General features: G+C 53.3%; 26 protein-coding genes. 19 read left to right on the top strand and 7 right to left on the bottom strand.

Annotation, left to right across the window (positions count from 1 at the left end):
* Positions 1 to 31: 31 nt before the first annotated feature.
* Positions 32 to 1,303 (bottom strand): BaiN/RdsA family NAD(P)/FAD-dependent oxidoreductase, encoded by a 1,272-nt coding sequence (locus tag ACFQI7_RS28450; protein WP_218100866.1) that lies wholly within the window; start codon positions 1,301 to 1,303, stop codon positions 32 to 34.
* 155 nt (positions 1,304 to 1,458) lie between these two features.
* Positions 1,459 to 2,784: a hemolysin family protein gene (locus ACFQI7_RS28445; protein ID WP_218100865.1), complete on the bottom strand. Its 1,326-nt coding sequence runs from the start codon at positions 2,782 to 2,784 to the stop codon at positions 1,459 to 1,461.
* A 584-nt stretch (positions 2,785 to 3,368) separates the two neighbouring features.
* Here ACFQI7_RS28445 and ACFQI7_RS28440 point away from each other — a divergent pair.
* The 11 genes from ACFQI7_RS28440 (at position 3,369) to tatC (ending at position 10,744) form a co-directional block, all read left to right on the top strand.
* Positions 3,369 to 3,527: a hypothetical protein gene (locus ACFQI7_RS28440; protein WP_218100864.1), complete on the top strand. Its 159-nt coding sequence runs from the start codon at positions 3,369 to 3,371 to the stop codon at positions 3,525 to 3,527.
* Between the two features lie 63 nt (positions 3,528 to 3,590).
* Positions 3,591 to 3,761 (top strand): hypothetical protein, encoded by a 171-nt coding sequence (locus tag ACFQI7_RS28435; RefSeq protein ID WP_218100863.1) that lies wholly within the window; start codon positions 3,591 to 3,593, stop codon positions 3,759 to 3,761.
* A gap of 158 nt (positions 3,762 to 3,919) precedes the next feature.
* A complete protein-coding gene (locus tag ACFQI7_RS28430) occupies positions 3,920 to 5,167 on the top strand; it encodes a DUF445 domain-containing protein (protein WP_218100862.1) in 1,248 nt (415 codons plus the stop codon).
* Between the two features lie 161 nt (positions 5,168 to 5,328).
* Complete coding sequence (locus ACFQI7_RS28425) at positions 5,329 to 5,472, top strand: hypothetical protein (RefSeq protein WP_218100861.1); 144 nt, start codon at positions 5,329 to 5,331, stop codon at positions 5,470 to 5,472.
* Between the two features lie 31 nt (positions 5,473 to 5,503).
* Positions 5,504 to 5,965, top strand: a complete 462-nt coding sequence (locus ACFQI7_RS28420) for a DUF3905 domain-containing protein (RefSeq protein ID WP_218100860.1) — start codon at positions 5,504 to 5,506, stop codon at positions 5,963 to 5,965.
* A gap of 84 nt (positions 5,966 to 6,049) precedes the next feature.
* Positions 6,050 to 6,484: a BrxA/BrxB family bacilliredoxin gene (locus ACFQI7_RS28415; protein WP_218100859.1), complete on the top strand. Its 435-nt coding sequence runs from the start codon at positions 6,050 to 6,052 to the stop codon at positions 6,482 to 6,484.
* Between the two features lie 115 nt (positions 6,485 to 6,599).
* Positions 6,600 to 7,409 carry an ammonia-dependent NAD(+) synthetase gene (nadE, locus tag ACFQI7_RS28410; protein ID WP_218100858.1) on the top strand — a complete coding sequence of 270 codons (810 nt, stop codon included), beginning with the start codon at positions 6,600 to 6,602 and terminating at the stop codon, positions 7,407 to 7,409.
* Between the two features lie 20 nt (positions 7,410 to 7,429).
* The gene (gene acpS / locus ACFQI7_RS28405) at positions 7,430 to 7,849 is read left to right on the top strand and encodes a holo-ACP synthase (RefSeq protein WP_218100857.1); all 420 of its coding nucleotides are present in this window, start codon (positions 7,430 to 7,432) and stop codon (positions 7,847 to 7,849) included.
* Positions 7,850 to 8,066: 217 nt separating this feature from the next.
* The gene (locus ACFQI7_RS28400) at positions 8,067 to 9,740 is read left to right on the top strand and encodes a PhoX family protein (protein WP_218100856.1); all 1,674 of its coding nucleotides are present in this window, start codon (positions 8,067 to 8,069) and stop codon (positions 9,738 to 9,740) included.
* A gap of 24 nt (positions 9,741 to 9,764) precedes the next feature.
* A complete protein-coding gene (locus ACFQI7_RS28395) occupies positions 9,765 to 10,013 on the top strand; it encodes a twin-arginine translocase TatA/TatE family subunit (protein ID WP_218100855.1) in 249 nt (82 codons plus the stop codon).
* Positions 10,010 to 10,744, top strand: a complete 735-nt coding sequence (tatC, locus tag ACFQI7_RS28390) for a twin-arginine translocase subunit TatC (RefSeq protein ID WP_218100854.1) — start codon at positions 10,010 to 10,012, stop codon at positions 10,742 to 10,744. The genes ACFQI7_RS28395 and tatC overlap by 4 nt, the downstream gene beginning before the upstream one ends.
* Before the next feature lie 191 nt (positions 10,745 to 10,935).
* On the opposite strand, the gene ACFQI7_RS28385 is transcribed toward tatC, so the two are convergent.
* The 3 genes from ACFQI7_RS28385 to ACFQI7_RS28375 all read right to left on the bottom strand — a co-directional run bounded on the left by ACFQI7_RS28385 (position 10,936) and on the right by ACFQI7_RS28375 (position 12,943).
* Positions 10,936 to 11,325 (bottom strand): c-type cytochrome, encoded by a 390-nt coding sequence (locus ACFQI7_RS28385; RefSeq protein ID WP_218100853.1) that lies wholly within the window; start codon positions 11,323 to 11,325, stop codon positions 10,936 to 10,938.
* On the bottom strand, positions 11,326 to 11,928 hold the full coding sequence (locus ACFQI7_RS28380; protein ID WP_218100852.1) for a hypothetical protein: 603 nt from the start codon (positions 11,926 to 11,928) through the stop codon (positions 11,326 to 11,328).
* Between the two features lie 160 nt (positions 11,929 to 12,088).
* Complete coding sequence (locus ACFQI7_RS28375) at positions 12,089 to 12,943, bottom strand: AraC family transcriptional regulator (RefSeq protein WP_218100851.1); 855 nt, start codon at positions 12,941 to 12,943, stop codon at positions 12,089 to 12,091.
* 81 nt (positions 12,944 to 13,024) lie between these two features.
* Here ACFQI7_RS28375 and mutY point away from each other — a divergent pair, with 81 nt between their 5' ends.
* A complete protein-coding gene (gene mutY, locus ACFQI7_RS28370; RefSeq protein WP_218100850.1) occupies positions 13,025 to 14,161 on the top strand; it encodes an A/G-specific adenine glycosylase in 1,137 nt (378 codons plus the stop codon).
* Between the two features lie 391 nt (positions 14,162 to 14,552).
* Here mutY and ACFQI7_RS28365 read toward each other — a convergent pair whose 3' ends face one another.
* Together ACFQI7_RS28365 and ACFQI7_RS28360 are read right to left on the bottom strand one after the other, a co-directional pair.
* On the bottom strand, positions 14,553 to 15,167 hold the full coding sequence (locus ACFQI7_RS28365; protein WP_218100849.1) for a superoxide dismutase: 615 nt from the start codon (positions 15,165 to 15,167) through the stop codon (positions 14,553 to 14,555).
* A gap of 80 nt (positions 15,168 to 15,247) precedes the next feature.
* Complete coding sequence (locus tag ACFQI7_RS28360; protein ID WP_218100848.1) at positions 15,248 to 15,460, bottom strand: hypothetical protein; 213 nt, start codon at positions 15,458 to 15,460, stop codon at positions 15,248 to 15,250.
* 350 nt (positions 15,461 to 15,810) lie between these two features.
* Between ACFQI7_RS28360 and ACFQI7_RS28355 the strand changes: the two genes are divergently transcribed.
* The 7 genes from ACFQI7_RS28355 to ACFQI7_RS28325 all read left to right on the top strand — a co-directional run bounded on the left by ACFQI7_RS28355 (position 15,811) and on the right by ACFQI7_RS28325 (position 20,727).
* Positions 15,811 to 16,248 carry a GNAT family N-acetyltransferase gene (locus ACFQI7_RS28355; RefSeq protein WP_218100847.1) on the top strand — a complete coding sequence of 146 codons (438 nt, stop codon included), beginning with the start codon at positions 15,811 to 15,813 and terminating at the stop codon, positions 16,246 to 16,248.
* A gap of 219 nt (positions 16,249 to 16,467) precedes the next feature.
* Positions 16,468 to 17,019: a DUF402 domain-containing protein gene (locus tag ACFQI7_RS28350; protein ID WP_218100846.1), complete on the top strand. Its 552-nt coding sequence runs from the start codon at positions 16,468 to 16,470 to the stop codon at positions 17,017 to 17,019.
* Position 17,020: 1 nt separating this feature from the next.
* Positions 17,021 to 17,617 (top strand): signal peptidase I, encoded by a 597-nt coding sequence (gene lepB, locus ACFQI7_RS28345; RefSeq protein WP_218100845.1) that lies wholly within the window; start codon positions 17,021 to 17,023, stop codon positions 17,615 to 17,617.
* Positions 17,618 to 17,631: 14 nt separating this feature from the next.
* Positions 17,632 to 18,858, top strand: coding sequence for a tRNA epoxyqueuosine(34) reductase QueG (queG, locus tag ACFQI7_RS28340; protein ID WP_218100987.1), 1,227 nt, complete (start codon positions 17,632 to 17,634; stop codon positions 18,856 to 18,858).
* Positions 18,839 to 19,372, top strand: coding sequence for a methylated-DNA--[protein]-cysteine S-methyltransferase (locus ACFQI7_RS28335; RefSeq protein ID WP_218100844.1), 534 nt, complete (start codon positions 18,839 to 18,841; stop codon positions 19,370 to 19,372). Before queG ends, ACFQI7_RS28335 begins: the two co-directional genes overlap by 20 nt.
* Positions 19,369 to 20,400: an HD-GYP domain-containing protein gene (locus tag ACFQI7_RS28330; RefSeq protein WP_218100843.1), complete on the top strand. Its 1,032-nt coding sequence runs from the start codon at positions 19,369 to 19,371 to the stop codon at positions 20,398 to 20,400. Before ACFQI7_RS28335 ends, ACFQI7_RS28330 begins: the two co-directional genes overlap by 4 nt.
* A gap of 114 nt (positions 20,401 to 20,514) precedes the next feature.
* Entirely contained in the window at positions 20,515 to 20,727 is a 213-nt protein-coding gene (locus tag ACFQI7_RS28325; protein ID WP_218100842.1) for a YneF family protein, read from the top strand.
* Positions 20,728 to 20,745 lie beyond the last annotated feature (18 nt).

Below are 20,745 nucleotides of genomic sequence, written 5' to 3'. Positions count from 1 at the left end.
TGCAAGACGATGGCTTGCGGCGAAGCCATCGTCATGTCGGATTGATGCTGTACTCCGCAGCGCTTTTGCCTGCAGCGTAGCCGGTAGAGAAAGCCGCCGTAATATTGTATCCGCCGGTATAGCCGTGAATATCAAGGATTTCCCCGCAGAAGTACAGGCCGCGCATCTTTTTGGATTCCATCGTCTTGGGGTCGATTTCTTTCAGATGAACGCCGCCGCCGGTAACGAAAGCTTCTTCAATGGACAGCGTACCGTCAACAGGGACGGGGAAATTTTTAATGATTTTACTCAATTCCAGCCATTGTTGTTTCGGAATGTGATCGTAGGTCACTTGCTCGTCCAAATTCGCTTTTTGAAGCAAGATCGGAATGAGGCGGTCGGATAAGAAGCTTTTCAACACATTTTTCGCCGCTTTCTTCGGCTCGTTCTTCGCAAGCCGCAGCGTCTCTTCATAAATTTCATCGACCGACTTGTCGGGAAACAAATCAATCGTCAGCAGCACTTCGCCTGCGCCGGTTTTGGCCAGCTCTTTCACGACGAACTGACTGCAGCGGAGGGAGATCGGCCCCGATATGCCGAAATGCGTAAAGATCATATCGCCGTAGTGGGACACCAGCATTTTCCCTTTTGCGTTCCATACCGTTAGCGAGACCTCGCGCAAAGACAGCCCCTGCAGCTCGCGGCTGCGGATGAAAGGCGCCTTCGAAGTGAGCGGCACCTCCGTCGGAAACAGCTCCGTGATCGAGTGCCCCGCCCGCTCCGCCCAAATATACCCGTCGCCGGTTGAGCCGGTATGGGGGACCGATTTGCCGCCGGAAGCGATGATCACCGTATGGCTGCGCAGCTGATCCCCGGATTTCAGCCGAACGCCGGCGACTTGATCTCGCTCATACAGCACTTCATCGACCGGAGCGTTCACCCGGATGTCGACCCCTTGCTGCCGGATTTGCCGAACAAGGGCATCCACTACCGTCTTGGCTTTGTCCGTCACCGGAAACATGCGGCCGTTATCCTCTTCCTTCAGGCGAATGCCGAGCCGCTCAAAGAATGCAATGATGTCCTTGTTGCCGAAGTTCGAAAGCGCGCTGTATAAAAATTTTCCGTTTCCTGGAATATGCTTAATTAATTCATCCAGCTCTTTATTGTTGGTTACATTGCACCGGCCGCCGCCGGAGATGCCGAGCTTTCGTCCCAGCTTGTCCCCTTTATCGATGAGCAGCACTTTCGCTCCGCTCTCGCTTGCGGCGACGCTGGCCATCAATCCTGCCGAGCCTCCGCCGATGACAATCACATCGTACATCATGAACACCACACAACCCCTACGCCAATGCATTTTTTTAGATCATACCATGATTTTGTTTCGTTTAAAAATGATGCCGCTCACGCGCCTTTGCGGGGTAATACGTGCTGCTTGGCGACGCATAACAAAACGACCCGGCGATCGGCCGGGTCGTTTTGTTATGCGGTTTGGATTTGCGGCTGCATTTTCTTGACGGTCAGCCTCGATATCCGCAGTTCATCCGTTTCTTCGATTACAAATTCATATTGGTCGGTATAATTGACCTTTTGCCCTTTTTTCGGAGGAAGCTCGACTTGGGCATAAATCCATCCGCCGATCGTATCGTAATCTTCCGACTGGATTTCCATTCCGAAATAATCATTCACTTCGTCGATCAGCAGTCGGCCGTCGATGGAGTGAACAAGCTCATCTTTCTTCTCAATGCTCGGGCGCTGCTCCAGATCGAACTCATCCTGAATTTCGCCGACAATCTCTTCGAGAATATCTTCCAGCGTCACAAGGCCGGAAGTACCGCCGTATTCGTCGATGAGAATCGCCATTTGCACTTTCTTCTTCTGCATCAGCTTGAGCAAGTTGCTGATCGGCATCGAATCGGGCACTTTCGTGATGGCCCGCGTGATGTGGCGAATGTCCGTCAGCTCGTTCTGATGCTTGAGCAAATCTTTGATATGCAAAAAGCCGATTATGTTGTCTTTGTCGGGATCGCATACGGGATAGCGCGTGCGCATTTCCCTTTGCGCAATTTCCATGTTTTCTTCGAAGGAGAGGTTGGCATATAGACAGCCCATCTCCGTACGGGGAATCATAATTTCCCGCGCGTTCGTTTCGGTAAACTCGAATATATTGTCAAAAAGCGTAAGCTCCGTGTTGTCGATGAACCCGCTTTTGTGGCTTTCTTTCACCAGGACGCGTATTTCTTCTTCGGTGTGGGCTGATTCATGTTCTTCCGCGGGCTCTATCCCCACCATCTTCAACATCGCATTGGACATCCCGTTAAGCAGCCAAATGAACGGGAACATCAGCTTGTAGAAGAGGATCATCGGAATCGACGACCAGAGCGTCACATTTTCCGATTGACGGATGGCGTATGTTTTGGGGAACTGTTCCCCGAGTGTAATGTGCAGGGTCGTCATGATCGAGAATGCAATTATGAAAGAAATCGTATGAAGGGCCACATCGCTTAGGCCGAGCGTGCCTTTAAGCACAGGCTCCAAAATGGCGGCAATGGTCGGTTCGCCGAGCCATCCGAGTGCGAGCGATGCCAAAGTAATACCTAACTGACAAGCGGACAAGTAAGCGTTTAAGTTATTCGAAATCATTTGGGCGAACCGGGCTCTCATATTTCCGGTTTGCGCGAGCGTTTCGATGCGGCTGCCCCGGACTTTCACCATCGCGAACTCCGCGGCAACGAAAAAACCGTTGATAAGCACCAAAGCCAAAATTAATACAACGTTGAGTAATAAAGGTAACGGGTCACTACTCAATCAATCCCTATCTCGCCTGAGTCAGACGGATAGGTACACCTCCCTTGATCCTTCAAATATAAAAATATAAGTTCTTCTTATTTTATTATAAAGGATTGTTAAAGTGCGCTCAAATATTGTAGGGGGTACTAAGGGGAATTGACGGCGCACGGCAAGCCATATATTCAAAGCTTTTCCCGTAATTCCACCCGTCTGATTCGATTTTGCCCGTTTTTGTCGTAAAACGAGCATAAATATGAATTTCGCGGATAAGAATGCATGAAACGGTTTCATGCCGCGCAGTAGGTGTTTGTACAATAAACGGACACATAAATCGGCACTTTTGCATGGATGATCAATGCGACTGGTTGACTCTGAATGAAATGTGCTGTATACTATTATGAAGTTCCAAATTTGGAACATACAACCCCGCAATGCCCCTAACGAAATTCCTCCAGAGAATCGTCAGATTTTTCCCGCTATCGTTATCGGTAAAGCTTCCATGAACAGACTGTAAGTACACTGATTCACACTGGCGCGGTCATCGGAGCCGCAAGGATGAAAGAGAGGCAGGGCTTTCATTGTTTTAGTTAGGCAGCAATATCATGAGAAACATTACGCAAGCAAGGGGCAAGGAGCTGTCTTCTGCATCGGCAGCAAAGGTTGAGAGCAGTACGAATGCAAGCGCAATTGCGCACATGGACTTCCGCCGGTTCCGGGAAACATCGGCAGAAGTCTTTTTTCGTTTGCGCGGCGGCGGTTAGACGGGCCGGAAGCTGCACAATATAAAGGAAACTTGGTTTGCTTGTACAGGAGGAGAAGCTGAAATGGCGAATAACAACGAACAAGACGAGCAGACGATACTCGATAACTTACAGGATGCGATGCTCCGACAAACGAAAGCGGTCGCCTTCGTGAACTCGCTTTTTCCGGACCAGATAGATACGCATGAGGCGATCGAGAAAATGCGCGAGGAACGCCGCAAATCGGAATCGTAATCCGACATCTTTCAGAGCCTGGCGCCGTATGCGCCGGGCTCTGAACTATTTAAAGGGAAGGGTTGAACATGGCGGGCAGTTCCCTTGCCGCTGCACATTGTTTTTTTGTGTCGAATTACGATATGATACCAAGTAAAGATATGGTCAGAGGTGAGCTTATGGCTGGTAAAGCCAGATATACGGCAGCGGTTTCATTAGGCGTCATGGGAGCGGGATTCGTCGCTACGATGCCTTTTCTCGATATACCTTGGGTTCGATTTATGCAGAGCGGCTTTGAGGCGGGCTTGGTCGGCGGGCTGGCCGACTGGTTCGCGGTCACAGCATTGTTCCGGCATCCGCTCGGCATTCCGATTCCGCATACGGCGCTGCTGCCGCGCAACCGGCAAAAGGTGACGAATGCGCTAGTGAAGACGGTGGAAGAGGATTTGCTCAGCAAGGAGAGCATTCACAGCAAGCTGGAGCAATTCCGCATTGCCGAACGTTTGGTGGACGGTGCGATGCGGCAGATCGGCACGGAGCAGTTCAAGGCCGGCATCCGGAACGCGGCTGAAAAATTGCTGGAATCGATTCCAAAGGAGAAGGCGGCCGTTTTGTTGGAACGGGAGATCCGCAAGCGGCTCGACCATTTGGACGCCAAGCAGGTGCTCGATACGGTAGTCGGTTTGGTGTACGAACATAAATACGACGAGAAAGCGTTTGATTTTGTACTTGATTTGGCCGAGCAATGGACGCTGACGGCAGAGACGCGGCTGCGCCTTGGCGCCATGGCGGGACAGGCGATGAGCCGGATGCAGACGAACGGCTTTATGCAGCTGGCGGTGAACGCATTTCTTGGTTTTTACAGCGAAGACAAGCTGGGCGGCATGATCCAGCAGTTTTTGCTGTCCGCTTTATATGATTTGAAGCGAACAGGCGACAGCAACCGGGTAGCGCTCCTTAAAGCCGTTCGTGAGCGGATTGACGGATTGACGCAGGATCCGAAGACGGAAGAAACGTTGGAGCAGTGGAAGCAGCGGCTGCTCTCGGAATGGAATTTGGCGGAGCTGTCGTCCAACTGGGTCGAGCAATTGCATTCACGGTTGCTCGGGTGGGTACGCGAGCCGGATTTCGCCGAGCATTACATCATCCCGCTGCTGGAGCAGGCGGCAAGACGCGTTCGCGGCGACGAGGAACTTATGGCGAAGCTGGAGCACTGGATTCATGAGCAGCTGAACCGGTGGATCGAGGCGAACCACTCCAAAATCGGCGGATTGATCCGGGAAAATATCGACCGTTTCGATAACGAGACGTTGATCAAGCTCATGGAGGATAAGATCGGCGGCGATTTGCAGTGGATTCGGGTGAACGGGGCATTATGCGGATTTTTGATCGGCATCGTGTTGGAGGGCTTGAAAGCAGCGGTGTAACTTGTCACGGGGCTGCTTGGCATCGGTGTTTTTCCATACAAAAATGGACCATCTGCATAGCGTATTCGCGGATTCGGCGACGCTTCCATGGATTGTGATTGAATTGCTGCTCAATTAAGCATACTAAGCTTATATTCCCACAGCCAAAGGAGATTATGGAGATGGCACATCACGATTCCAGCGCCAATGCATCGAAAGAACAGAAGCTTCAGGCAAAGGAAAACAAGCAGGAACAGCATGAGGCTGACCCTACGGCAGGCGGCTACGATAAAAAGTTGAACGGTCCGAACCGTCCATCTGTTTGAGCGACCTTGCGATGAGAGGAGTGAGCCCGTTATGAGCGAACATGAGAACAACAACGAAACCGCGTCTTACGATAAGGTGGACACGAATATCCGTTATAACGAGAAGAACGACCCGGAGCTCGATCCGTTCGAAATTAATTTTTTGCCCGAGCACAAGCAAGGGCGCGGCCCGCGGGAGCCGTTTGTCAATGAGTATGGCGTACTGATCGGCGATCATGAATACGAATCGGCCCACTCGCCTCTGGAACAATGGAGCGAGGAGACGGACCCGTCGATCATGTCGGGCGATCAGTGGGTGCACCCTTTCAAAGACGTAGGCTTTCAAACCGCCGAGAACCAGGAGCTGTTCGAGCAAAATATTCCGCCTCAGGCGCACCCGTTCATGCATCCCGATAAAGACGTGGCGTATCAAACGTATTACGGAGAGGGCAAGGAGGCGAACGAAGGAGAAACGCCGCCGTCCGCTCCGAACGCTGCCTCGAAGAAGAAATAAGCTTTGCTTTCACTCCCTGCCGTTGTATAATGGACATAACAAAGTTTGTATACCTTTATGTTGAAAAAGGAGTGAAAGCTAACGATGTCTATGTCTTTTGAGTCATATATGAAAGATATGGTTCAGCCCATGAGGGATGAACTTACACGGATCGGCATTCAGGAGCTTCGCACGCCGGAAGAAGCGGCAGCGGCGCTTGAAGATGCAAAGGGCACTACGCTTCTCGTAATCAATTCGGTTTGCGGCTGTGCCGCCGGCCAATGCCGTCCGGGCGTTGCCCGCGCCCTGCAAAACGAAGTGAAGCCGGATCGGCTGTTCACCGTATTTGCCGGTCAGGACAAAGAAGCGACCGCGAAAGCCCGCGAATATTTGGCCCCGTACCCGCCGTCTTCGCCATCCATCGCATTGTTCAAGGACGGCGAACTGGTGCATTTCATTCAACGTCACCAGATCGAAGACCGATCGGCTGAGATGATCGCCGGCGATTTGATCGGCGCTTTCGAACAATACTGCAAATAATCGTTTATACACCAAACTCCTGTACCGCGCTTTTGGAGGCGACGGCAGGAGTTTTTTGTTGAGCGGCGGCATGGTATAATGTGAGAAAATATTCCACGACAGGAGTGTTCGACGGATGAGCTTGCAACAGGATATTATTGCCAAATTGGGTGTGAAGCCTGAGATCGACGTAGATGCGGAAATTCGCAAGCGCGTTGATTTTTTGAAAGAATATGTGCTGAAGTCCGGTGTGGACGGCCTGCTGATCGCGATCAGTGGAGGGATCGACAGCTCGGTGACAACGGGGCTGTGCAAGCTGGCGACCGATGAACTGACGGCCGAGAAGGGGCGCGAGTACAAGACGGTCGGCGTGTTCCAGCCTTACGGGGAACAGGCGGACATTTCCGACAGCTACGCGACGGCGGAAGCATTCGACTTGAAATACCGGATCGAGACGAATATTGAGGAAGCGGTTAATGAGATTGCGCTCGAAGCCGAGTACGGCTTGAAATCGATCGGCATTCACAAGCATTTGAGCCGCGGGGGCAAGGGGAACGTCAAGGCGCGGACGCGCATGGTGATCCAATATGCACTCGCGTTTGAATTAAACCTGCTCGTGGTCGGGACGGACCACGCTTCGGAAGCGATCACCGGATTTTTCACGAAATACGGCGATGGAGCCGTCGATATTACGCCGCTTAGCTCACTCAACAAACGGCAGGTGCGTCAGCTTGCGGCGAAGCTTGGCGTTCCGCAAAGCGTCCTTGATAAAGCGCCGACGGCGGGGCTGTGGGAAGGACAAACCGACGAGAACGAGCTCGGTATCACTTACGAAGACAACAGCAGCTACCTGGAAGGCAAATCCATTCCGGCTGAGGCAAAAGAGAAGCTCGAGAAGCAGTATTTGCGCACGGAGCATAAGCGCACACCGATTCCGGGCATTTAAGACGAGGAAGGAACGAACGCATGATCATTGGAATCGGCACCGATTTGTTGGAAATCGCCAGAGTGAAGGCGATATTGGCACAGCCTTCGGGAGAGCGGTTTCTGCAGCGCGTGCTAACGGATAAGGAGCGGGAGCTGGCCTCGCAGAAACGGGGGCGATTTGCCGAATTCACGGCCGGACGCTTCGCTGCCAAGGAGGCAGTAGTGAAGGCGCTCGGCTGCGGCATCGGCAAGGAAGTGACGTTCCGCGACGTAGAGGTGCTCCCCGATGCGAAAGGGAAGCCCGTTTGCCGCTTGTCCGCGGTCGCGTGGGAGAGACTTGCGCGGTCCGCAGGGCAAGCGCTTTGCCCGGACGGCAACCCGGCGGAACGGCTGCAAATTCATGTAAGCATCACGCATACCGAGACGATGGCTATGGCTTATTCGGTGGTGGAACGGTAGACGCACTGCTGACTTGTAGCAAAGGCTGTACAAATATATCGCCATAACAAATCCCCCTGACATCCAGCGCAGCGGGGATTCTTTTTTTTGCCTTCCGACCCCTACTTTCCCGGCTTCCCTTGGATTTACAAAAACACCATATCGGTGTAACACGCTTTTGACAATTCACGCTTATGCTTGTTTATGGATACTCATTACATGAATGGGGAGTGTACTCATGAACAAAAATATGGATCGCCGTACGTTCTTATCGTATTTGGGAACCGGAGCCGCCGCGCTTGCAGCCGCATCAGCCGGGCTTGGAACGCTGGAAGGCAAAGCTTCCGCGATGTCTCCGACAGCCGATCATTTATTCGGATATCGTACGAACAAAGTCAGCGGTTACTTCGACCCGATTGAGCCTTCCAAAGCAGACGAGCTTTTATTGCCGAAAGGATTTAAATATGACGTCGTCGCGGCATTCGACGACGTAATTAACGAAGCGGGAGAAAAGTTCGGCCAAGGCTCGGATTACAACGCGTTTTTCCCGATCGACGGTTCGAATGTGCACGGGCTTCTTGTGAATAATCACGAATACACGAACATCTTCGGTCTCGGACCGATCGTCGATGGAAAAATGACGCAGGAGCAAACAGAAAAAAGTTTATATTACCAAGGCATGTCCGTTATCGAAGTGTTCCGCGATGAGTCCGGCACTTGGAAGATGGATACGTCCTCCAAGTATGCGCGACGCATCAACGGTTTCACCAAATTTGAATTCACAGGCCCGGCGAACGGAGCGGCGGCGCTGAACAACGCCTCAACGGCGCAAGGTACATTCGCCAACTGCTCGGGCGGTGTTACATTTTGGAACACGGTTCTGTCCTGTGAAGAGAATTTCAGTGAAACGGCGGACGCCTCCAAGCTGCCGCCAACCCATTATGGCTGGGTCGTAGAGATCGATCCGTTCGACGGCAGCTTCTTGAAAAAGCATACGGCGCTGGGCCGCTTCAATCATGAAAATACCGCGATGGGTCTTGCCAAAGACGGCCGGGTCGTCGTGTATATGGGCGATGATAAGAAGGATGCATGCGTCTACAAGTACATTTCGAACGGGAAGTACGTCCCCGAACAAGGCCGCAGCAACTCGGCTTTGCTTACGGACGGAACGTTATACGTGGCTAATCTGAAAAACGGCAAATGGATTCCGGTGACGTACGAGGCGCTCGCCAAAGTTTTGTCCAACGAGAAGTTTAAAGCCCCTGCCGGTGTGAAAGGGTCCCGCGAAGAGCTGATGAAGCAGTACCAGAGCCAAGCCGACGTCGTAACGTACTGCCATGAAGCGGCTATTATGCTAGGCGGCATGCCGACGGACCGTCCGGAGGATATCGAAATTTCTCCTTTTGATAATACTGTGTTTATCAGCCATACAAACAATGATGCGCATGGCAACATTCATGGTCATATTACACGCATTTTTGAGTTAGACAACGACCTCGGGTCGCTTGAATTCGATTTTGAGATTTTTGCTGCCGGCGGCCGCCAATCCGGCTTCAGCTCCCCGGACAATCTGGCTTTTGACTCTAGCGGCAATCTGTGGGTCGTCACGGACATTTCCAGCAGCAGCCATAATCAAGGGGTGTACAAATCGTTTATGAATAACGGATTGTTCGTCATCCCGACGGCGGGGCCAAGCAAAGGAATCGCCATGCAATTTGCTTCAGGACCGAAAGATTGCGAGCTGACGGGACCGTTTTTTGCGCCTGACGAGAACACGCTGTTCCTGTCCGTTCAGCATCCCGGTGAAAATACGACCGATTTGAGCAAGCCGACTAGCCTTTGGCCGCATCGCGCAGGCGATGCGAAAGCGCGCTGCGGCGTTGTTGCCATCAGCGGGTTCCGCTTCAATTAAATTGCGTAAGGAGATGACATCCCGATGCCTTTTGGAAATATTGGAGTTCCCGGCTTAATCCTTATACTTATTATTGCGCTGATCATCTTCGGGCCGTCAAAACTGCCGGAGCTGGGACGCGCGTTCGGACGCACGCTGAGCGAATTCAAGAGCGCCACAAGAAGCTTGATGAATTCGGAAGACGAGAATAAACCGGCAGAAGAGAAGCCGGACCAGCCAACCGTACCGACTGTCCATTCGAACAAGGTCGCTTCATTGGACGAACGCAAATGAATCGGGAAATGCAATTTGTAGCACATCTCGAGGAAATGAGAAAGAGGCTGCTGTTTACGCTGGTCTCTTTTCTCGTCGCGTTGTGCGGCGCGTTTCTGTATGCCAAATCGATATATCGCTGGCTCGTTAGCGGCTTTGACGGGCAGCTGGCCGTGCTGGGGCCTACGGATTTGCTATGGGTTTACGTTATGATTGCGGGCGTGTTCGCGATCGCGGTAACGATCCCCGTGGCCGGCTATCAAGTTTGGAAGTTCGTGAAGCCCGGTCTGACCCCGGATGAGCAAAAAGCGACGCTTGGTTTTATTCCTGCGTTAGCGGTGCTGTTCGCGGTAGGAGTTTGCTTCGGTTACTTTGTGTTGTTTCCGATGGTTTTGAGCTTTTTGAAGGCGATGGCGGAGGATCAGGTTCAAGTGATGTATACGGCGGATAAATATTTCCGTTTTATGATCAATTTGACGGTTCCTTTCGGATTGCTGTTTGAAATGCCGGTCATTGTCATGTTTCTGACGCGACTCGGCATCCTCAATCCGGTGCGGCTCGCCAAAGCGAGAAAGATGGCGTATTTCTTACTGGTCGTCATTTCCATTACCATCACGCCGCCGGACTTTGTGTCCGATATCCTCGTGACCGTACCGCTGTTGATCCTTTATGAAATCAGCATATCGCTATCCAAATGGGTGTACCGGAAAAAGCTTTCAGACGGCGTACAAGGCGCGCAGGGCGTAAATTAAGAAACGTAACGACATGGAGCCCTGAAAATTGGCAAGCCGCCAAACTGCCAAGCTATCATTAGCCAAAGTTGGGTCAGCACCCATACTTTGCAGGCCAGGCCGGGATTCCATTGTATCGGATTTAAAAAACCAGCAAATGCAAATAAAAGGGGCAGCCTGCAGGCTGCCCCTTTTGCACACGATCCTCATCGTTATTTTTTCTCGGCTAGCCAACTGGCTAACGCTTCGACTTCGTCGGGCTTGATCTGTCCGGCAAATCCGGGCATGCCGTTGCCGCCGCTGTTGATTTGCTTTACAATTTGTTCTTTGGAAAGCCGACCGCCGACCTTTTGCAAATTCGTTGTCGGTCCGATTTTGCCTTCCAGCGCGTTTCCGTGGCAGGACAAGCAGCGCTGCTTATAAACGGCTTGCACTTGTTCCGACGCTCCAGTCATCGCATTCGCATTCGCGGCTCCTTCTTGCCCCGTTTTGCCGCCGAACGGGTCCGGACTGTTTTTCGGGCTGCAGGAAGCAAGCGCCGCGCAGGCGGCTACGGTCATTGCAAGGACCCCTAGACATTTCCATTCGAGACGAATGTGCATCTACCCCATTCTCCTTTTCCATAACGTATGCCAGAAGTTCAACAGAAGGCCGAGCGTTAGCAGGCTGAGCCCGCCAAAACCGCCAAGCAGTACGGAAGCATACCCAAGGTAAGCATAGGCGACCGTAAACGTAAGGGCCAGCATCCACAAGCCCATATAGAGAAGTGGTGTCCCCAGCTTCACGCTCAGCACGCCGTACGCGGCGGCGAGAACGATGCCTTTCAGCAAAGGCATATACAAGGGGCTGACGACCCCGGTTCGCAGCAGCACGGCCGCGATCAACGTGCAGGCCAGCACGGGCATTGCCGCGCTTAACGGCGCAGTATGCCGGACGGACGGCTTGTCCGCATTTTTGCTGCGCCGCAGCCATACGGCGGCGGTGGCCGCGACCGCGGCGAGCAGCACGCCCACACGCCAAGCGCCGTACGCATCGCCCGGATCGAAGAACGAGATCATCGCGGAGAGCAGCCATTCCAATCCCCATATGTACAGCCAGACGGCGTAAGGCTTCGCGGCGGCCCGCCGTTCCGCAAGAACTGTTCGGCCGGTTTCGCCGCTTCGACCGCTCCCGGTCACGCCGGCGGCCGAATTCATATTGTTCATCGTTTCACCCCACTACTTCCGGCACATAACGATATCCGGCATAAGCCGAGAAGCGCGCAAGTTGCCGGACAAACCGATATCCTTATTGTACAGGTAGCGTACACTTTCCGGCGGCGCAAGTCAAACCCGAATCGGCCGCGCTCCGGGTTTCATGTCATCATTAATTATCAGGCGTGAACCGGTGCTGCTTCGCATATTCTCTTGGGGAAAAGCCGGTTACTTTTTTGAAGATGCGGCTGAAATAAAATTCGTCCGTATAGCCGACGCTGCCCGCTATCGATTTCAACCGGTACTCGGATAAAACGAGCAGCTCTTTCGCCCGGTCGACCCGCAAGTGCGTCAAATAGTCGATCGGGCTGTAGCCGATATATTTTTTGAACAAGCGCGAATAATGGCTGACGCTGAGGCCGGCCATCTGCGCGAGACCTTCCAGCGTCAACGGCTCTTGGTAATGACTGACCATGTAGTCCTGCGTCTGCTCGATGGCGGCCGTCGTGTCGCCTTCCGCCTTTTGCGCCCGGAAATCGGCGACAAGCGTCAGCAGCAGCTCCTGCATAATAATTTTGCGGCGCATGGCCGTCATATGACCTCTGCGCTTCCATAACGTATCCAGCTGCTCGAACAAATAGATCAGCTGAGGCGTGTTGGTGCAGGTATACATGCCTTCCAGCGGAAACCGCGATTCGGCGGCGCCGCGGTAAATCCACTGTTCCTTCTCTTCGTAACATTCCGTATAATGAAAGCGTAGGAAGTAATATTCGAGCGGCTGCTCGGGATCGGATGAGCGTTCCACGACCATGCCGGGAGCGAACGAGAACAGCCTTCCGGCCTCCGCCGGATAATGCGTGCCGTTGATCGTAAACGTACCTTTTCCTCGTATAATGAGCCACAGCGACTGGTATTTGATGGTGCGTGGCTTCTGATGCCAGTTTTCTTCACATTTTTGATGACCGACGAGCAGGATGGAGATCACCATCTTGTTCAGCCGTGAGGCGAGTTCGCCGGGAGTCAGCATCGGATGCGGCCCCTTTCGTGAACATATCAATTTGTCATGAATCATTATATATCGAATACGTGTGCAAAAGAAGGAGCAATCATGAATCTGCTGGAACAAAAAAAACATTATTTTTCCACCGAGCTTCTGGCCTGGTATCGCCGGCATAAACGCGACCTGCCTTGGCGCAGAAGCCGGAATCCATACCATATTTGGGTTTCTGAAATTATGCTGCAGCAAACGAGAGTGGAAACCGTTATTCCGTACTTCAACCGGTTTGTGGAGAAGTTCCCTACGGTCGAAGCATTGGCGGAAGCACCGGAGGAGGAAGTGCTCAAAATGTGGGAGGGCCTCGGCTATTACTCCCGGGCCCGCAATCTGCAAAGCGCCGTGCGCGAAGTGCGCGAAAATTACGGCGGCGTCGTTCCCGACACGAAGGAGGACGTCTTTTCGCTCAAAGGCGTCGGTCCCTATACGGCGGGGGCGATCCTGAGCATCGCTTACAACAAGCCCGAGCCGGCCGTGGACGGCAATGTGATGCGCGTGCTGTCGCGGTACTTCCTGATTGAAGACGATATTATGAAAGGCAGCACGCGCGTTGCGATGGAGAAGCTGGCGCAGGAGCTGATCCCCGAAGGGGCGGCGGGCGATTTCAATCAAGGGCTCATGGAGCTGGGCGCCCTTGTTTGTACGCCCAAATCGCCAAGCTGCCTGACTTGCCCGGTCATGGCGCACTGCATGGGACGGGACGCGGGCATGGAGGAGTCGCTGCCGGTCAAGAAGAAGGCGAAGCCGCCCCGGCCGGAGCGGCGCTTCGTTGCTCTCGTCGAAGGCGACGGCGAGCAAGCGGGGTGCGTGCTCGTGCGCCAGCGTCCGCAGGAGGGACTCCTTGCCCGCATGTGGGAGCTGCCGCACGCCTTGGCTCCGTTTGAGGCATCAGTGCCATCGGCGCAGGATGATCCGTCGCTGGCGCAGAGTGTGCTTGCGACTCATCTCGAAGAGGAGAGCCTTGCCATTGCTCCGGTCGCCTGGTATATGCAGGCGGAGCATACGTTCAGCCATATCCATTGGGAGCTGGACGTCTACGTATGCCGTCCGGAACGTTCGGCGCTGCTGCCGGATCATCCGGCGCTATTGCCAACGCATTACCGCTGGATCGGTCCGGACGACATGGCGCAGCTTGCGTTTCCGAACGTCTTCCTTCGAATCCTGAATACGTATTTTCGACAAAAGTCATAAAGGTACGGCAAAGCCGCATCCGTCCGACGATTCGGACCGATGTGGCTTTTAATGTCTATACATCATTCGCATCAAGTGATTTAACGTTTTTACCAGGATCATGTTCCTATCGACCGATAACTTCTGCTCTAGCTTCATAACGTGGAAAGGGGAGAGGACTGGCGATGAAAGAGAAGATGGAGCAAGCGAGGGAATTTGTAGACGCGTTTTGCTTGCTTTTTTCATTGTCCCCTGGATCATTTGGATCAAGCGGTCGATAAAAAAAGAATGGTCGAGGTTTTGCTCGTGGGGATCATGACGACGCTGCTGGTGCATCGCTCAAAACATATCGCGTAATGACAGAAAAGGCTTGATTCCATTAGGAACCAAGCCTTCGCCGTTTGCGGCATTATTATTTCGCTGCAGCTTCGTAACGTTTGCCGACTTCTGCCCAATTGACTACGTTCCAGAATGCGGCGATGTAGTCAGGACGTTTGTTTTGATATTTCAGGTAGTAAGCATGCTCCCATACGTCCAGTCCGAGGATCGGCGTTTCGCCTTCCATGATCGGGCTGTCTTGGTTCGGCAAGCTGTATACTTTCAATTTGCCGTCTTTGCTTACGGCAAGGAACGACCAGCCGGAACCGAAGCGGGTCGTTGCTGCTTTGGCGAAATCTTCTTTAAACTTGTCGAAGCCGCCAAGCTCGCTGTTGATCGCGTCAGCCAGCTTGCCGCTTGGAGCACCGCCGCCGTTCGGGCCGATCGTTTCCCAGAACAGGGAGTGGTTGGCATGGCCGCCGCCGTTGTTGCGAACGGCTGTGCGGATTGCTTCCGGAACGCTGTTCAGATCGGAGATCAGATCTTCAACGCTTTTTGCTTGCAGATCGGCATTGCCTTCCAGCGCCGCGTTGAGGTTCGTTACATATGTGTTGTGGTGACGATCGTGGTGGATCATCATAGTCATTTCGTCAATGTGAGGCTCAAGTGCGTTGTTTGCATAAGGAAGTGCCGGTAATTGGTGTGCCATCTTCAAAAACCTCCTATAAAATATGTAATTTCCATTCTTATTATCGCCTATTTACTATATAAAATCAACATTTATGTATATTAAGTGTTCGTGTTCGCTCCCTTCTCGCCGCCTCGGTGCTCGATTTCCGTAATAATTTGCCCCAGCATGGCTGTGCCCTGAGCATTGAGCCAAGGGGACAAATCGCTCATTACCCGTTGATGGTAATGAAGCTCTTCGGAATTCCAGTCCGACGTCTTCAAATCGTTCAATTGATGGATAGGCCGTATCGAACCGGTTTCGCTGTTTTTCATGAGGATCGCTCCTTTCCTGTAAGTGCGGAATGTTGCCCAAAATCCCAATGAATATCGTTTCACGACGCCGCACTTTTTATACAGCCGGCGAATTTCGTTGCGGAAGCTCTCTTTCAAATCCGGTGCAATAATTCGGAAGTTCGGAGCATATAGAATAATAGAGTCCGAGAAGCAAAACTATAATCAACAGATGCCAAATCCATGAAAACGCTTCAAAATAAGCGCTTTCAAGAGCAAATGTATAAAATGTGATGAATTTCTGTGTTTTTTTTAACAATTTAGCAGGAATATTTCGATTTTTGTCGTAATTTTAAAGTTATGATGAATTTATGCTGCGGGGAGAGTCGAATATGTCTGAAAATTCCTGTCAAGTTCGTCCGTTTCAACTGTCGGATTATATTTCAGTCACCGAGCTTCTAAATGAAGTGCTGTCCGAGGTTTGTTACGAAGAGACGATGGCCGCATTCGCCAGACAATTGTCGTGGGATAGCGAACTGATTATGGTCGCCGAAGAGGAAGGCGGCATTGTCGGAGTCATTGTAGGGACCATCGATAATCAGAACGGATATTATTACCGCATCGCGGTACAATCGCAGCATCAGCGGCGCGGCATCGGCCAGAAGCTGATCGAGTCGCTGAAACAAAAATTTTTGCAACGGAAAGTGCGCCGTATCCTCGTTACCGTGGATGCCTACAATGAAGTCGTCATTCCGGTGTACGAGAAGGCCGGATACCAAGCAAGCGACTTTTCCCGGACGACGCACCGCCTACAGATCGTTAACGGATAACATCAATCCGTAAGCTACCATTCAAATTTATTAAGGCATAACACGAAGCGCTGTCCGCTTGCTGTGGTTATGCTTTTTCTGTTTTGGGCCGGTCGCCGCCGCGCTGCTCTTGAAAGCGGGGACGCTTACGTTTATGCTAGTAGCAAGACAAACGGAGCGTGAACAATCGATGCCGCTCGATGCACTAGCCGAAACCGTAAGTAGAAGGGTCTGGACCTCATGACGACTTTTTCCTCGTTTGTTATTAAAAGCTTCAAACATGACGGACATCTGCACCGGATGTGGCTTCAAAACTGGCTCGTTCCGGAATCGCAGATGCATGAATCGCATTTGGCGGAGTCGATGATGGTGCTGATCAACAGTCAAACCAAAATCGTCGAAGCGGACGGCAAAGAATGGGTTAGCCGCATACCGGGCATTTCTTTTTTTATTCCGGGGCAATGGTTTAACGTCGTGGCGTTGATCGAAGATAACGGTGTACGGTATTACTGCAACGTCGCTTCCCCGCCCTATGTGAACGGCAACGTGATTACTTATATTGATTACGATCTCGATGTGATCCGCATGCCTGGTGGCGAAGTCCATGTCGTAGATCAGGAAGAATATGAACGGCACAAGCTGAGCTATCATTATTCGCCGGTTGTCGAGGTCAAAGTGAAGCAAGGCCTCAAAGATTTGCTTGAACGCGTCAAAGGCGGACACTCACCTTTTCAGGACGATCTGGTGCTTTTCTACTATAATAAATGGAGAGAACACGGAGCGGAGGGATAAGATGCGGCTGTTTTCTCCTAAAAAAAGCAGCGACGAATTTTCTGGCGTACCGGTGGGCGAAGACGAGGGCACCGGGCTGCTGCTTGAAGTATGGGATTGGATGAAGTCGATCGTTATCGCCTTGATTGCCGTGGTTGTCATTCATCAATTCGGTTTTCATCTTTCCACGGTGCGGGGGGCGTCCATGCAGCCGACGCTGGAAGAAGGGGAATGGCTCTTCATTAACAAAACGGTCCGTTTTACCGGCTTCCTTAAACGAGGGGACGTCGTTGTGATCAAGGAGGCGGATGGTATCGCTTCAACGCACCCGTACCTTGTGAAACGGGTTATCGCCGTCGCAGGGGATGAAGTGTCCATCCGCAGTGGAAAACTGTACGTGAACGACCAAGAAGTGCAGGAAGCTTACACGGATTCCGCCATTGAAGACGGCCGTTTTGAGCCGTATACGGTTGCCGACAACCATCTGTTTGTCATGGGCGACAACCGGCACCGCTATGCCAGCTATGACAGCCGCAGCTTTGGCGCCGTCTCGATCGGCCAGGTGGAAGGGAAGGCGGAATGGATCGTGTGGCCGCTGCAGAAGTGGAGGAGCCTGTAAGGCGTAATAAGGCCATGATGAATCACTCGGACGAACAATGGAACGCGGCTTCAGACGGAAGCGCTCGAACCGATTGGCAGCGGCTGAAAGAAGAGCTGATGGCTGCTTTGCCTGAGTTCGGCATCGATAAGCTCGGCGTAGCGAGTGCCGAGCCGTTCACCGAGCTCAAGCATATTTTGCTTAAGCACCGCGAGAAGGGGTACGAATCGGGCTTCGAAGAGAAGGACATCGAGAAGCGGGTGGACCCGGCGCTGACGCTGGCGGAGCCGAAGTCGATCCTGTCCATCGCGATCGCCTATCCGTCGAAGCTGGAAAATCCGCCGCGATCGGAGCCGGGGGCGTACCGCGGCATTTTATCCCGTTCCGCCTGGGGAACGGACTATCACCACGTGCTGCGCAGCCGGCTCGAGCGGCTGGAAGCATGGCTGCTCGCCCGCGTACCGGGAGCGCGGGTGCAGAGCATGGTCGACACGGGGGCGCTTGTCGACCGGGCGGTCGCCGAGCGCGCCGGCATCGGCTGGGTCGGCAAAAACTGCTCCGTCATTACGCCGGAGTTCGGTTCGTGGGTATATCTCGGCGAGATGATCACGAACATCCCGCTGCCGCCGGACAAGCCGGTCACGGAAAGCTGCGGCGATTGTACGCTGTGCATCGACGCTTGTCCGACCGGCGCGCTCGTCGGACCGGGTCAGCTAAACGCGCAGCGGTGCGTTTCGTTTTTGACGCAGACGAAAGGGATCATCGAGGACGACGAGCTTAAGCGGAAGATCGGGAACCGGCTGTACGGCTGCGATACGTGCCAGATCGTATGTCCGAAAAACAAAGGCGTGCATTTCGCGCATCATCCGGAGCTGACCCCGGAGCCGGAACAGGTCAAGCCGCTGCTGAAGCCGCTGCTCTTCATGTCGAACCGCGAGTTCAAGGAGCGGTTCGGCACGAGCGCGGCCTCCTGGCGCGGGCGCAAACCAATCCAGCGCAATGCGATTCTCGCGCTGGGCAATTTCCGGGACGCGAGCAGCGTGCCGCAGCTCACCGAGCTGCTGCTGGGGGACGAGCGTCCCGAGATACGGGCTACGGCGGCCTGGGCGCTCGGCCGCATCGGCGGCCGGGCGGCGCGGGAGGCGCTCGCCGCCGCACAGGAACGGGAGCGCGACGAAGCCGCGCGCAGCGAAATCGGGAAGGCACTGGACACATTCGATGAAAGCAAGCGGGTGAACGAGCATGGAAACGATGAAGTATGATGAAATCAAGTCGCCGATCGGCGTGCTGACGCTGGGCTGGAGCGGTGGAGAACAGCCGGGGCTTTGCCATGTGGAGTTCGGCGGGTTCGCGGACGTAGAACGTGAGCTGAGCAACTGGTCGAAGCGTTGGTACAGCACTGTGCAGTGGCAGCGTGACCCGGAGGCGTTATCGGAGGCGGCGGCACAGCTGCAGGACTATTTTGCCGGCACGCGGGAGCGGTTCGACATGCCGCTCGCACTGCGCGGGACGCCGTTTCAAGTGAAGGTGTGGCAGGCGCTGCTCGAAGTTCCTTTCGGCGAGACGCGTTCGTATAAACAAATTGCCGAGCGCATCGGAGCTCCGAAGGCGGTTCGCGCGGTCGGAGGCTCGAACAACCGCAACCCGGTGCCGCTGATCGTCCCTTGCCACCGCATTATCGGCTCGGGCGGGGCGCTCGTGGGGTACGGCGGCGGGCTCGATATCAAAACGTATTTGCTCCAACACGAAGGTATAATGAGCGGGGGCGCCTTATGAGATATGTTGACATCGAAAGTGTGGAATCGGGCCAGTATTTGGGGCGGACGATCTTCTCGAGCAACGGAGCCGTTTTGCTGTCCGAAGGCGTGCAGTTGACGGTATATATGATCAACACGCTGAGACGGATCGGCGTAACGATGATTTTCATAAAAGACCAGCAATTTGACGATATTGAAATTCCGGAGCTGGTGTCGGAGGAAACGAAACGGGTCGTCATTCAGCGCATGTGCGAAACGTTCGAGTCGATCCGTTCGGGCAAAGATATCAATACCAAGTATATTCACCAGAGCGTCGATTCCTTGCTGGAAGAGATCATGAAGAACAAGGAAGTGCTCGTGCAGCTGTCGGACATTCGTTCCAAGGACAACGAGATGTATGTGCATGCGGTGAACGTCTGCATGATGTCCACATTGATCGGCATCAACATGGGCTTGCCGACGAGCCAACTGCGCGAACTCGCCATCGGCGCGCTGCTGCACGATGTCGGCAAGCTCGAGCTCACGGCCGACGATGAGAGCGAAGATTCCCGCAAGCATCACGCATGGCGCGGCTTCGAAGTGCTCAAGCATAAACGCGAGCTGAGCCTGCTTATTGCGCATGTCGCCTTCCAGCATCACGAGACGATGGATGGGGAAGGGAAGCCGCGCCGTTTGAAAATGGAGGAGATTCATTTATATGCGCGCATTGTGGCGGTTGCGAATACGTACGACAACTTGCTGTTCGACCTTTCGCAGGGGCGGCGGATGCTGCCGCACGAAGCTTGCGAATATATGATGGCGCTTGCGGGGACGAAGCTCGACCGCGAAGCGGTCATTCCGTTTTTGCGCAGCGTTTCCGTCTATCCGACGGGAACTTCCGTTCGTTTGTCTACGAAGGAGACGGGCGTTGTGGTCGGACAACACCGCGGGCTGCCCGGTCGTCCGGTCGTCCGCATCGTGAAGAACAGCGGGGACCGTGAGCTCGCAATCAAAGAAATCGATCTGGCGAAGCATAACACCGTTTTTATCGAAAACGTGCTGATGTAGTCCGAGCGGGTCGTTCTGGCTTTCTGCGAATTTCAGCGACAGGTGCCGATTGTAACGGAACGGCAGTCGTGCTATGATGAACATTGATTAATTTTTTGAGGTGGGTACGAGATTATGTGGTATGCTGTCACAGCGATCGTTGCCTTAATAGCAGGCGGCGTCGGAGGATTTTTTATCGGGGTAACGTATTTGCGCAAGCAGATGGAGAAAATGCAAGGCGATCCCGAGATGCTTCAGCGGATGGCGAAGCAGATGGGCTACAACTTGAACAAGCAGCAGATGAACAAGATGCAGCAAATGATGAAAAACAAAAAGTTTCGTCCGTAAAGCCTGACAATCGGACTT

Source organism: Paenibacillus allorhizosphaerae (genome assembly GCF_042659105.1).
GTDB classification, from domain to species: domain Bacteria; phylum Bacillota; class Bacilli; order Paenibacillales; family NBRC-103111; genus Paenibacillus_G; species Paenibacillus_G allorhizosphaerae.
This window is presented reverse-complemented; position numbering and strand designations above follow the sequence as displayed.